General features: G+C 66.2%; 12 protein-coding genes. 3 read left to right on the top strand and 9 right to left on the bottom strand.

Annotated elements, in window-relative coordinates:
- The first annotated feature begins 1 nt into the window (after position 1).
- Positions 2-1,429, top strand: a complete 1,428-nt coding sequence (locus MKK62_RS13085; RefSeq protein ID WP_240260681.1) for an NAD(P)-binding protein — start codon at positions 2-4, stop codon at positions 1,427-1,429.
- A 23-nt stretch (positions 1,430-1,452) separates the two neighbouring features.
- On the opposite strand, the gene MKK62_RS13080 is transcribed toward MKK62_RS13085, so the two are convergent.
- The 4 genes from MKK62_RS13080 to MKK62_RS13065 form a co-directional block, all read right to left on the bottom strand.
- Positions 1,453-2,994 (bottom strand): aldehyde dehydrogenase family protein, encoded by a 1,542-nt coding sequence (locus MKK62_RS13080; protein ID WP_240260682.1) that lies wholly within the window; start codon positions 2,992-2,994, stop codon positions 1,453-1,455.
- A 69-nt stretch (positions 2,995-3,063) separates the two neighbouring features.
- Complete coding sequence (locus MKK62_RS13075) at positions 3,064-3,579, bottom strand: mycothiol transferase (protein WP_240260683.1); 516 nt, start codon at positions 3,577-3,579, stop codon at positions 3,064-3,066.
- An 11-nt stretch (positions 3,580-3,590) separates the two neighbouring features.
- Entirely contained in the window at positions 3,591-3,956 is a 366-nt protein-coding gene (locus tag MKK62_RS13070) for a VOC family protein (RefSeq protein WP_240260684.1), read from the bottom strand.
- Positions 3,953-4,090, bottom strand: coding sequence for a hypothetical protein (locus MKK62_RS13065; protein ID WP_240260685.1), 138 nt, complete (start codon positions 4,088-4,090; stop codon positions 3,953-3,955). The genes MKK62_RS13070 and MKK62_RS13065 overlap by 4 nt, the downstream gene beginning before the upstream one ends.
- A gap of 17 nt (positions 4,091-4,107) precedes the next feature.
- Here MKK62_RS13065 and MKK62_RS13060 point away from each other — a divergent pair, with 17 nt between their 5' ends.
- Positions 4,108-5,829: an N-acyl-D-amino-acid deacylase family protein gene (locus MKK62_RS13060; protein WP_240260686.1), complete on the top strand. Its 1,722-nt coding sequence runs from the start codon at positions 4,108-4,110 to the stop codon at positions 5,827-5,829.
- Between the two features lie 150 nt (positions 5,830-5,979).
- Here the strand turns inward: MKK62_RS13060 and MKK62_RS13055 are convergent, their stop codons facing one another.
- The 3 genes from MKK62_RS13055 to MKK62_RS13045 all read right to left on the bottom strand — a co-directional run bounded on the left by MKK62_RS13055 (position 5,980) and on the right by MKK62_RS13045 (position 8,965).
- Positions 5,980-6,357 (bottom strand): heme-binding protein, encoded by a 378-nt coding sequence (locus MKK62_RS13055; protein WP_240260687.1) that lies wholly within the window; start codon positions 6,355-6,357, stop codon positions 5,980-5,982.
- A 231-nt stretch (positions 6,358-6,588) separates the two neighbouring features.
- The gene (groL, locus tag MKK62_RS13050) at positions 6,589-8,214 is read right to left on the bottom strand and encodes a chaperonin GroEL (protein WP_240260688.1); all 1,626 of its coding nucleotides are present in this window, start codon (positions 8,212-8,214) and stop codon (positions 6,589-6,591) included.
- Between the two features lie 184 nt (positions 8,215-8,398).
- Complete coding sequence (locus tag MKK62_RS13045; protein WP_240260689.1) at positions 8,399-8,965, bottom strand: TetR/AcrR family transcriptional regulator; 567 nt, start codon at positions 8,963-8,965, stop codon at positions 8,399-8,401.
- A gap of 103 nt (positions 8,966-9,068) precedes the next feature.
- Here MKK62_RS13045 and MKK62_RS13040 point away from each other — a divergent pair, with 103 nt between their 5' ends.
- The gene (locus tag MKK62_RS13040) at positions 9,069-9,980 is read left to right on the top strand and encodes an SDR family NAD(P)-dependent oxidoreductase (protein ID WP_240260690.1); all 912 of its coding nucleotides are present in this window, start codon (positions 9,069-9,071) and stop codon (positions 9,978-9,980) included.
- Here the strand turns inward: MKK62_RS13040 and MKK62_RS13035 are convergent.
- Complete coding sequence (locus tag MKK62_RS13035; protein ID WP_240260691.1) at positions 9,977-10,666, bottom strand: M24 family metallopeptidase; 690 nt, start codon at positions 10,664-10,666, stop codon at positions 9,977-9,979. The two genes, MKK62_RS13040 and MKK62_RS13035, sit on opposite strands and share 4 nt — an antisense overlap.
- 26 nt (positions 10,667-10,692) lie before the next feature.
- Positions 10,693-11,964: a PPE family protein, SVP subgroup gene (locus MKK62_RS13030; protein WP_240260692.1), complete on the bottom strand. Its 1,272-nt coding sequence runs from the start codon at positions 11,962-11,964 to the stop codon at positions 10,693-10,695.
- Positions 11,965-12,156: the final 192 nt, after the last annotated feature.

Below are 12,156 nucleotides of genomic sequence, written 5' to 3'. Positions count from 1 at the left end.
CGTGACAACCATCGACACCGACTACCTGGTGGTCGGCGCCGGCGCGATGGGCATGGCGTTCACCGACACTTTGGTGGCCGAGACCGACGCGCAGGTGGTGATCGTCGACCGCGGGCATTCACCGGGCGGTCATTGGAACAGCGCCTATCCCTTTGTCCGGCTGCACCAGCCGTCGGCCTATTACGGTGTCAACTCCCGCGGGCTGGGCAGTGACAGCATCGATCAACTCGGTTGGAACGAAGGGCTTTACGAGCTGGCCACCGTCGGCGAGATCTGCTCCTACTTCGACAAAGTGATGCATCAGGAGCTGTTGCCGAGCGGGCGGGTCTCCTACTTCCCGATGGCCGAGTATCTGGGCGACGGCCGCTTCCGCTCGCTGTCCGGCGGCGACCACAGCGTCGACGTCCGCGCCCGGATCGTAGACGCAACCTACCTGCAGACGACGGTGCCGTCGATGCGGCCGCCGGCCTACGCGGTCGCCGACGGTATCGACTGCGTGCCGCCCAACGATTTGCCCGCCAACGCGGTCGACCGCGATCGTTTCGTCATCGTCGGCGCCGGCAAAACCGGTATCGACGCGTGTTTGTGGTTGCTGCGCAACGGTGTTCCGCCCGAGCGGCTGACCTGGATCATGCCGCGTGACTCGTGGCTGATGGACCGCGCCAACATCCAGCCCGGCCCGCAGTTCCTGGAGCGGTTCCAGGCCGGGTTCGCCCAGCGTCTTATGGCGATCGAGGCGGCCACCGACGTGGCCGACCTGTTCGAGCGCTTGGAGGAATGCGGCAACCTGCTGCGGCTGGATCCGACGGTGCGTCCCACCATGTACCGCTGCGCGAACGTGACCAAGACCGAACTCGACCAGCTGCGCCGAATCGGCGACGTGGTCCGGTTGGGCCGAGTCCTCAGCATCGAACCGGGAAAGGTCGTGCTCGACGACGGTGAGATCGCCGTCGACGGCTCGGCGCTCTACGTCGACTGCAGCGCCGACGGCCTCGAGAAACGACCGGCAGTAACGGTTTTCGACGAGAACCGGATCACCCTGCAGAGTATCCGCGGCTGCCAGCAGGTGTTCAGCTCCGGCATGATCGCTCACGTCGAGGCCTCCTACGGCGACGACGAGACGCGAAATCGGCTGTGCCAGCCGGTCCCCCACCCCAACACCGACCTCGACTGGCTCACCACCACGCTCGCCGAGCAGCGCAACCAGATCATCTGGTTCTCCGATGCCGAGCTGATGAACTGGCTGAGCGGGGCGCGCCTGGACTTGATGCGGCACATGTACGCGCCGCTGGTAGGTCAGTCCGAGAAGGTGCGCAACAAGGTGTTCGGGCTGATCATCGCGGGGTTGCGGTCGGCCAACGAGAAGTTGGAAACGCTACTGGGTCAACATCTTTCAGCTGCTCCGCAGACTACTCAGGCCAGCCGCTAACACATCGAGCAGCAGCAGCAGCATTACTTTTTGGCGACGCGGCGGGGACGCGCGAGCGCCAACTTGGTCATCATCTTGTTCGTCCGCTTCAGCGCCTTCAGCGAGTTGTGGTAGAAATTCCCGCCCGCACCGACATTCGTGCGCGGGGCGACAACGGTCTCGACCCGGCAGAACTTACGCAGACCGTCCGCGCCGCCGAACCGCGCGCCGATACCTGAGGTCTTCCAGCCGCCCATCGGCGCCGTCGTGCACATCAGGTTGGTGATCACGTCGTTGATGTTGACCGCACCGCAATCCAGCTGCAGTGCAATCTCTTTGGCCCTCTCGACGTCCTTGGAGAACACCGAGGCACTCAGCCCGTACGGACTGTCGTTGGCGAGCCGGATCGCTTCATCGACCGATGCGACCTTCATGATGGGCAGCGTCGGGCCGAACGTTTCCTCGGTCATACAACTCATCGAATGGTCGACGTCGACCAGCACGGTGGGCGGGTAGAAGCTGCCCGAGGTGGTGGTGCGTTGACCACCTGTGAGCGCTTTGGCACCGGCGGCCAACGCCTCGCGCACGTGCCGCTCGGTGACCGCCAGCTGCTCCTCGTCGATCAGCGCTCCGAAGGTGTTCCCCGCGCCGGCTCCGACCTGCAGCTTCTGCACGTCGCGGACCACGGCGTCGACGAACTGGTCGTAGATCGAATCGAGCACGTAGACGCGCTCCACCGAGACGCAGGTCTGGCCGGCGTTGAACATCGCACCCCACACCGCGGCGTGTGCGGCGAGATCGACGTCGGCGTCCTCGAGAACGATCATCGGGTCCTTGCCGCCGAGTTCGAGGCTGACCGGCGTCAGGCGCCGCGCGGCGCGCTCCATTACCTTGCTGCCGGTGGCGCACGAGCCGGTGAACTGGACATAGTCCGAGTTGTCGATGACGGCCTCGGACACCGCTCGGGCACCCTGTACCACCGCGAAAACGTCGGGCGCCCCCGACTCCAGCCAGCCGCGTCGCAGCACCTCGGCGGTCAGCGGGGTGCGTTCCGACGGCTTCAACAGCACCGCGCAGCCCGCGGCCAGGGCACCGATGCCGTCCATCAGCGCGTTGGCCACCGGGTAGTTCCACGGCGCTATGACGCCCACGACGGGTCGCGGCCGGTAGTGCACCGACACCTTCTTGATCGCCATGAAAGGCAATGCGGCAGGACGTTTTTCGGGCGCCAGCGCCTTGGCGGACGTCCTGATGTAATAGGACAGGATCATGATCAGCATCGGCACTTCCTGTGCCGCATCGACAGCCGATTTCCCGGTTTCGGCGATCAGCAGGCTTTCGATCTCGTCGCGGTGGTCGGCTAGCCAGATCGCGAACCGCGCCAGCACTTTGCCGCGACCATCGGGGCCGCGCTGCTCCCATTCGCGCTGCGCGGCGCGCAGACCAGCCGCGATGGCGGGCACGTCGGCGGGATCGGTCCATTCGACCTGGCCGGCGACGGCGCCGGTGGCGGGGTTGTGGATGGTGCCGGTGCCGGAAAACTCGGTGATGCTAGGCGCGGTTTCGGGAGGCTTGATGGCGGTCATAGGGGCCATCGTAGACGCGTCAGTGTGACGTGGGTCGCACGGGTTCGACAGGTGTCAAGTTTTACGGCGTCAGGGTGCGATTCCGCGCAGATACGCCGCCTGGCCCAGGTGCTGTGCACAGTCGTCGATGATGCTGACGATCCGGGCGCTGGCCGTCACTGGCGGATCCCAGTTGCGGTCGACGATGCGCAGCAGGTCTTCGGCGGTGACGCCCGCGACGAATTTCAGCGTCGCCTCGTGCAGGGCGTGGTAGTACCCGACCAGCAGCTCGATCGGTGCTCGCACCTTGGCAACCTCTTCAGGGCCGTGTCCGTAACCGGAGTCGTTGCGCGGCAGATCGAGTCCGAACCGATCCACCCATCCGCCGCTCGTCCACACCTGGTCGATGCCGGCGATCGGAGCGAGCTGGAGGTCCTGCACCCGGGCGCTGTGCCAGATCAGCCACGCAATGCTGTTGGCCTGCGGCGTGGGCCGGTAATCCGCCTGCTCTTCGGTCAGGCCGTCGGTGATCTCGTCGACGTGTTCGATCAGGCGGGTGAACGAGTCGCGGAGCAATTCCCGGGCAGCGTCGTCGGGGTCAGACATATCTGCCGACCCTACGCGTGACAGACGGCTTCGACATTGTTGCCGTCGGGGTCACGGACGAAGGCAGCGAAATAGCCCTCGCCGTATTCCGGCCATAGCCGGGGTGAGTGCAGTACCTCGGCGCCCAGCTCGACGGCAGCCTGATGGAACGCATGTACCGCGCCGTGGTCGGCCGCGGTGAAGGCGAAGTGTGTCTCACGATTCGGACCCATCCCCGCACCCACGGCAATCCAAAAGTCCGGGCTACCGTCCGGTCCGTATCCGACGGCCTCGCCGAAATCGAGTTGCCGCGAGTACCCCAGCGTCGGCAGCACCCGGTCGTAGAACTCCTGCGCCTTGGCGTAGTCCTTGCAGTTGATTCCAAAGTGATCGATCACTTGGGCCGCTCCTCCTCATCGCTACGCTCTGCATCGTCGCCGGCCATCACAGCCTTGGGCCGCTCCTCCTCATCGCTACGCTCTGCATCGTCGCCGGCCATCACGCCACCGATCCTGGCATCTAGCACCGACACGGTCGTAGATTCGAGAGATGACCTACGACCTGATCATCCGCAACGGCACCATCGTCGACGGGCTGGGCGGCGAGCCGTTCGCCGGAGATGTCGCCGTGCGCGACGGAGTCATCGCGGCGGTCGGCGACCTCAACGGAGCCGGTGCCGCTCGCGAGATCGAGGCCTCGGGGTTGCTGGTCACGCCCGGCTTCGTCGATCTGCACACCCACTACGACGGCCAGTCGATCTGGTCGGAACGACTGACGCCGTCGTCCGCGCACGGCGTGACCACCGTGGTGATGGGCAATTGCGGCGTGGGATTTGCGCCCTGCCGGCAGGAAGACCACGACGTCCTGGTCGACGTGATGGCCGGGGTGGAGGACATCCCCGGTGTCGTCATGACCGACGGCCTGCCGTGGAATTGGGAGACCTTCCCGGAGTACATGGACGCTCTGGAAGCGGGCAAACGCGACATCGACGTCGCCGCCTACCTCCCGCACTCGCCGTTACGGGTCTACGTGATGGGCCAACGCGGCGCCAACCGCGAGCCGGCCACCGCCGAGGACCTGGCGATGATGCGCAAGCTGGCCAAGGAGGCGATCGAGGTCGGCGCACTGGGCTTTGCGTCGTCGCGGCTCACCATTCACAAGACCGAAAGTGGTTCTCCGATACCGAGTTACGACGCGGCCCGCGAGGAGATCGAGGAGATCGCGCGCGGAGTCGTGGACGGCGGCGGCGGACTGCTGCAGTTCGTTCCCGACATTCCAGCCGCCGGCTACCAGCCGGTGCTGCAGACGGTGTTCGACGTGGCTGAGGACGTCGGGCTGCCGGTGACGTTCACGCTGGTGGTCGGCAACAGCGGCGACCCGACGTGGCCGGACGCCATCACGATGATCGAGAAGGCCAACGCGTCGGGCGGCGAGGTCACCGCTCAACTCCTGCCAAGGCCGATCGGGCTGATCATCGGCCTGCAGCTGACCGCCAACCCGTTCGTGCTGTATCCCAGCTACCGCGAGATCATGGACCTGCCGCTGGCCGAGCGCGTCGCCGAGATGCGCAAGCCCGAAGTCCGCGCCCGCATCCTCGCCGACAAGCCCGGCGTCGGCCACCCGATCCTCTACGTCGCACAGATGTGGGACTGGATCTTCCCGCTGACCGACAACCCCAATTACGAGCCAGACCCGAAAGACAGCATCGGCGCCCGCGCCCGCGCCAAGGGCGTCGACCCGATGGAAGAGGCCTACGACCGGCTACTCGACGACGAAGGACGCGCCATGCTGCTGGTCGCGACCAGCAACCTGCAGAACCAGTCACTGGATACGGTCGGCGAACTGCTTCACCGCGACGACGTGGTGCTGGGATTGGGAGACGGCGGCGCGCACTACGGAATGATTTGCGACGCAAGCTATTCGACGTACTTCCTGGCGCACTGGGCGCGTGACCGCAAGGCCGGCCGATTCGAGGTGGCGGATGCGATTCGCCGTCTGACCTCGGTGCCGGCCCAAGTCGCCGGCTTGGCCGACCGCGGCCGGATCGCCGTGGGGTACAAAGCCGACCTCAACGTGATCGACCACGCAAAACTGCGGCTGCACAAGCCAGTGATCGCGCACGACCTGCCCGCCGGCGGACGTCGGCTCGACCAGACCGCCGAAGGCTACGTCGCGACGATCGTCAGCGGTGAGGTGATCGCCGAGAACGGCGTGCCCACCGACGCGCGCCCCGGCAAGCTGATTCGCGGCCGCCAGCCCGTGCCGGCCTGACTTCGACGGGCAGTCCGTACCCGCGAATGTCGCTGGCCGGACGGGGGTGATGTGCCCGCCTCTGAGCGAATTGCCCGGGTGTTGTCGCGCGAAGGTGGGCACATCGGATGCCACCTCCGCGGGTGACGGGTGTGGCGGGCGCCCGCGAAGTCAGTTGGTGGACAGCGCGTCGAACAGTGCCGCCAATTGGTCCGGTGACACCGACGTGTTGCACCGGCCGCGCAGGTCGAGCAGCGGCTGGGCGATGCCCTTCAACTCCAGCGCTTGCCCGGGATGGCTGAGGAAGTAACCCCGCACCGATGACTTGGCGTCGGCCGGCGACTGGTTGACCGCGCCGGTCAACACATTGTTGGCGTCCGGATGGGCATCGAGGTATCCGCTCGCCGAGTTCAGCACCCCGCTAGCGGTGGCCGCCACTCCGCTGGCCGAGCAGGGGTCGGGCGCAGCGGCTGCGGTCGGCGCCAGGATCAAGCAGGCCGCGCAGCTGGGGATTACTCCAAAGATCGTGCGCTGTAACGTTTTCCGCATTACTTCATTCCCTTCATCCCCAACTCTTCGAACGTTCAGTAGATCAGTTACCCAAATTCGCGGATAACCAGGCCTACTCTCGGTCGCATGAGCCTCTGCCGCTGGTGCGCTGCGCGGCGTTGACTCTGCGGTGACGGTGGTGGCTACTCGCACTTTTCCGCCATGAGCGCAGAGCCAACATACGAAAAAGGCCCGACTCCTGATAGGAGCCGGGCCTTTTCGTCGACTTACTTAGAAGTCCATACCGCCCATGCCACCGGTCGGGTCGCCGACGGGAGCGGCGGCCTTCTCCGGCTTGTCGGCAACGACGGCCTCGGTGGTCAGGAACAGCGCCGCGATGGACGCCGCGTTCTGCAGCGCCGAACGGGTCACCTTGACCGGGTCGGCGACGCCCGCCTTGAGCAGGTCCTCGTACTCACCGGTGGCGGCGTTCAAGCCGGTGCCGGCGGGCGAGTTGGTGACCTTCTCCGCGACGACGCCGGGCTCGAGCCCACCGTTGAACGCGATCTGCTTCAGCGGAGCCGAGAGCGCCACGCGCACGATGTTCGCACCCGTCGCCTCGTCACCGGTCAGCTTCAGGTCGTCCAGCGCGGGAGCCGACTGCAGCAGAGCCACGCCACCACCGGCGACGATGCCCTCTTCGACGGCCGCCTTGGCGTTACGCACGGCGTCCTCGATGCGGTGCTTGCGCTCCTTGAGCTCCACCTCGGTGGCAGCACCGGCCTTGATCACCGCAACACCACCGGCCAGCTTGGCCAGACGCTCCTGCAGCTTCTCGCGGTCGTAGTCGGAGTCGCTGTTCTCGATCTCGGCGCGGATCTGGGCAACCCGTCCGGCGATGGCGTCGGAGTCACCGGCGCCCTCGACGATGGTGGTCTCGTCCTTGGTGATGACCACCTTGCGGGCCTGGCCCAGCAGCGAGATGTCAGCGGTCTCCAGCGACAGGCCGACCTCTTCGCTGATGACCTGGCCACCGGTCAGGATCGCGATGTCCTGCAGCATGGCCTTGCGGCGGTCACCGAAGCCCGGGGCCTTGACGGCGACGGACTTAAAGGTGCCACGGATCTTGTTGACGACCAGGGTCGACAGAGCCTCACCCTCGACGTCCTCGGCGATGATCAGCAACGGCTTGCCGGACTGGATGACCTTCTCCAGCAGCGGCAGCAGGTCCTTGACCGTCGACACCTTCGACGACACCAGGAGGATGTACGGGTCTTCGAGGACCGCTTCCTGACGCTCGGCGTCGGTGACGAAGTAACCCGAGATGTAGCCCTTGTCGAAGCGCATACCCTCGGTGAGCTCCAGCTGCAGGCCGAAGGTGTTCGACTCCTCGACGGTGATGACACCCTCGTTGCCGACCTTGTCCATGGCCTCGGCGATCAGCTCGCCGATCTGGGTGTCACCGGCCGAGATGGCAGCGGTGGCCGAGATCTGCTCTTTGGTCTCGACCTCCTTGGCCGACTTCAGCAGGGTCTCGGTGACCTTCTCGACGGCCTTCTCGATGCCGCGCTTGAGGCCCAGCGGGTTGGCGCCGGCGGCAACGTTGCGCAGGCCTTCCTTGACGAGCGCCTGCGCGAGCACGGTCGCCGTGGTGGTGCCGTCACCGGCAACGTCATCGGTCTTCTTGGCGACTTCCTTGACCAGCTCGGCGCCGATCTTCTCGTAGGGGTCCTCCAGCTCGATCTCCTTGGCGATGGACACACCATCGTTGGTGATCGTGGGGGCGCCCCACTTCTTCTCCAGGACGACGTTGCGACCCTTGGGGCCCAACGTCACCTTTACCGCGTCGGCGAGGCTGTTCAGGCCCCGCTCGAGGCCGCGACGGGCCTCTTCGTCGTACGCAATTGTCTTAGCCATTGCGAAGTGATTCCTCCGATTGGGGATGACACGTCTATGGCCGGGTGCAGTGCCCGCGACGGACGGCTTGGGTGTCTCCGCTGGCGCGGCCCTTGCCTCACCGTCCCGACCTAGCACTCGCCGGTCGCGAGTGCCAGTGTCATTTTTAGCACTCGCCTATATCGAGTGCAAGATCAGCCCAGGCTCATCGCGGCGGGCGTAAACCGTCGATGACCACGCTGGTCACCCGCTCGGCACGCTCCTTGTCATAGCCCTGCATCGCTTGGCATCCCACCAGCAGGGCCTTGACCTCGGGCACGTCGACGTCGGGCCGGACGGTTCCGGCTCGCTGGGCGGCGACCAGCAGTTCGCCGAGGAGCCTGCGGAAGGCGTCTTCGGCGTCGGGCGCCGCCGTATGGATGTCAATGCCCATGCCGCCCAACGCGTCGACCAAGCCCTGGTCGGTCGCACCGAAGTCGAGCACCATCGACCGCAGGAACGTGAACAGCGCCTCCGCCGGACCGGGATCGTCGAGTAGCGCGTGACCCGCCGAGATGACCTGCTTCAACCGATTGTCGACGACCGCGGCGAACAAGTCTTCTTTGGTAGGGAAATGGCGGTACACCGTGCCTGCGCCGACGCCGGCTCGCCGGGCGATCTCGTCGATCGGCACCGACAGGCCTTCGGCGGCGAAGGTTTCGTAGGCAGTTTCCAGTACCCGGGCGCGGTTGCGGGCCGCGTCCGCACGCAACGGCTTGGCGGGTACCGACATTTCACTCCCTCGTGGGTTGACAAAGCGGGGCGTGCGTTCCGTATAGTCGTGGCATCAAACCGGGGCGAACGCCCCGCTTACCTTACCGCCTGAGGAGCATTTCATGTCGAAATGGACGACCGCCGACATTCCCGACCAGACCGGTCGCGTCGCCGTCATCACCGGATCCAACACCGGCCTCGGATTCGAGACCGCCGCAGTCTTGGCCGCCAAGGGCGCGCACGTCGTGCTCGCGGTCCGCAACCTCGACAAGGGCAAGGACGCCGAACTCCTGATCAAGCGGCGCTTCCCGAGCGCAGACCTCGCCCTGCAGGAACTCGACCTGACATCGTTGGATTCGGTTCGCGCTGCCGCGGAGCAGCTCCGGTCCGACCACGACCGCATCGATTTGTTGATCAACAACGCGGGCGTGATGTGGACCCCGAAGTCGAACACCAAGGACGGTTTCGAGCTTCAGTTCGGCACCAACCACCTGGGCCACTTCGCCTTCACCGGGCTGCTCCTGGACCGCCTGCTGCCGGTTGCCGGCTCCCGGATCGTGACCGTGAGCAGCATCGGCCACCGCATCCTGGCCGACATTCACTTCGACGACCTGCAGTGGGAGCACAGCTACAACCGGGTCGCGGCGTACGGGCAGGCCAAGCTGGCCAACCTGTTGTTCACCTACGAACTGCAGCGGCGGCTGGCGTCCCATGGCACCACGATCGCCGCTGCCGCCCATCCCGGCGGGTCCAACACCGAGTTGACCCGCAACTTGCCGCCACGGGTTCAGCCCGTGCTCTACCGCCTCTTCGGTCTTATCGCGCAGGACGCGGATATGGGAGCGCTGCCGCAGCTGCGCGCCGCGACCGACCCGGCGGTCGTCGGTGGGCAGTACTACGGACCCGACGGCTTCGGCGAGATGCGCGGCTACCCGGTCGTCGTCAGCTCGAGCGCGAAGTCCCACGACCCCGCGCGCCAGCGCAAGCTCTGGGCTGTCTCCGAGGAACTGACCGGGGTGAGCTACCCCGTCTAACCGATATCGAGCAGCTTCTCGTAGAAGCCGCCGAACCGGTGCTGCGGATCGATCAGGTGTATTTCCAGAATCCAGTGACACTGACGGCCGCTGGGGTCGAGCCGCCGCATCGGTTTGGTGGAGCCGGGCATGACGTACCACTCAGTCTTGGTGCCGGGGATCGTCTTATGCGGGAACTCCCCGACCAGGTGACCGGCAATGTGACTGCCCCAGTCGAACCCCTCGTCGCGGGCCAATCCGACTGTGGCGTCGAATAATTCGGAACCGGTGACGTCGGCATGGTCGTTGAAGTAGGCACGCCCCGCCTGCCATACCCTCGGTAGCGCGTCGCGCAGGGCAAGCTTATCCGGGTCGTCGCCGAGGACATACGTGCGACCGAAGTCGGCTTCCCACTCCTCGAATATCGGGCCGAGGTCGAGGAACGCGATGTCGTCCGCGCCAAGGACGCGGTCGGGCGGACGTTCCTTGAACGGCTGCAGGGTGTTCTCGCCGGCGCGCACGATCCGCCGATGCCAGTGCCGCGTGACGCCGAGCAAGTCCGCGGCCAAGGCGTTGATCTCGTCGGACAGATCTTTCTCTCCGACTCCGGCGCGAATCAGGCCGCGACGCTCGATCTCGTCGAACAACTGCTCGGCCTTGGCTTCGGCGTCGAGTAGTCTTTCGACGCGAACGCTCTCTTCGGTCACCGCCTTGATGCTACGGGCTGGGCCGCTCAGCGGCCGCCGAGCAGGCGCTGCTTTTGCTCGGTGAACTCGTGCTCGGTCAACGCCCCGTTGTCGCGCAGTTCGGCGAGTTTGCTGAGCACGTCGGCGATCTCACGCATGTGCGCCGCGGCGCCGACGGGTCGAGCTTCGATTTTGGCTTCTCGTGTAGTGACGACTCCCGGCACTGCGGCTCGCTGGCGCGGCTCGCGCGTGCTGTCGCGACCAGGCATCGCCATCAACGGCGCCTGGCCGAGCAGCGGCATGTCACCGAACATCCCCGAGGCGCTCGGCGGAGCGGCGCTGGCCACCGGCGCCTCCACGGCGGCGAGCCGAACCTGCGGGGCCGCCGATGTCCAGCCGTGCGGCACCGAGAGTCGTCCGAGCGAACCGGATTCGCCCATCTCGGCCGACACCGCAGACGCTGCTTTGGGCACGTGGGCCCCCGGCTTCGGCGGAGCTGCCGGTTTTGCTGGATCGTCCGAATCGAACAGGGGGGCGGTGATCTTGTCCTCGGTCTTGGTGATGAAGCCCGCCGCACCAGACAGCCCGATCAACCCCGTGCCGTTGCCAAGCAGTCCGGAGCCCAATGACGCGAGGTCGTAGACGTTCGAGAACTCCGAAAAACCGGTCAACCCGGTGGACGACTCGAGCGATTGCAGGGCGCTGGGTATCGCCGACATCGTCGACTGCGCGTTCCCGGCCACGGTGCCGCCGGCCTGGGTGGCCGCGGCGCTCTGCGAGGCCACCCCATCCTGGTTCGTGGCCTGCTGCGGCTGGGTGAAGGGCGTCACCTGGGACGCCGACTTCGCGGCGCCGGCGTAGGCGTACATCGCCGCGACATCCTGGGCCCACATTTCGCCGTATGCGACTTCGTTGGCCGCGATCGCCGAGGTGTTCTGGCCGAGCACGTTCGTCGCCTGCAGAGTGAGCAGCTGCGCCCGGTTGGCCACGATCGCGGTAGGCGGCACGGTCATCGAGTAGGCCGACTCGTAGGCCGAGGCGGCGGCCTTGGCCTGCGTGCTGGCCTGGGTCGCCCGCGACGCGGTGGAACGCAGCCACTCGACCTGAGGCGCGGCGGAGGCTGCCATCGACTCCGAGGAGACGCCCTGCCATAGCTCGCTGGTGAGGCCCGCAATCACCGACTCATAATCGCTCGCCGCCGAGTGGAGCTCGTTGGCCAGCTCGTCCCAGGCCGAGGCGGCGGTCAGCAACGGCCCCACGCCGGGGCCGGCGTACATTCGACCGGAGTTGACCTCTGGCGGCAGACCCGCGAAGTGCATGTCGATGACTCCTGAACCAAGCTGCGAGCAGAACAGCCACCCTTGCTACCACGCGATCCAGCAGCTCACGAGCGAGCCGCCGCCGGTCACAGCAACCGCGAGCTGTCGACCCCGCATTGTCTTGCGCTTTCGCCATCAAGATCGATATTTGTTGCGTTGCCCACAGCCGAAATGTCTAGGCCTGTTGCCACG

It is taken from the genome of Mycobacterium paraterrae (genome assembly GCF_022430545.2).
GTDB lineage: Bacteria > Actinomycetota > Actinomycetes > Mycobacteriales > Mycobacteriaceae > Mycobacterium > Mycobacterium paraterrae.
The sequence above is the reverse complement of the archived record's forward strand: the minus strand, read 5'-3'. Positions and strand labels throughout refer to the sequence as shown.

Excerpts from the sequence above, each read along its gene's own strand:
- MKK62_RS13080 (WP_240260682.1), bottom strand. The coding sequence starts at position 2,994 with ATGACCGCCATCAAGCCTCCCGAAACCGCGCCTAGCATCACCGAGTTT.
- MKK62_RS13075 (WP_240260683.1), bottom strand. The coding sequence starts at position 3,579 with ATGTCTGACCCCGACGACGCTGCCCGGGAATTGCTCCGCGACTCGTTC.
- MKK62_RS13060 (WP_240260686.1), top strand. The coding sequence starts at position 4,108 with ATGACCTACGACCTGATCATCCGCAACGGCACCATCGTCGACGGGCTG.
- MKK62_RS13055 (WP_240260687.1), bottom strand. The coding sequence starts at position 6,357 with ATGCGGAAAACGTTACAGCGCACGATCTTTGGAGTAATCCCCAGCTGC.
- groL (WP_240260688.1), bottom strand. The coding sequence starts at position 8,214 with ATGGCTAAGACAATTGCGTACGACGAAGAGGCCCGTCGCGGCCTCGAG.
- MKK62_RS13045 (WP_240260689.1), bottom strand. The coding sequence starts at position 8,965 with ATGTCGGTACCCGCCAAGCCGTTGCGTGCGGACGCGGCCCGCAACCGC.
- MKK62_RS13040 (WP_240260690.1), top strand. The coding sequence starts at position 9,069 with ATGTCGAAATGGACGACCGCCGACATTCCCGACCAGACCGGTCGCGTC.
- MKK62_RS13030 (WP_240260692.1), bottom strand. The coding sequence starts at position 11,964 with ATGCACTTCGCGGGTCTGCCGCCAGAGGTCAACTCCGGTCGAATGTAC.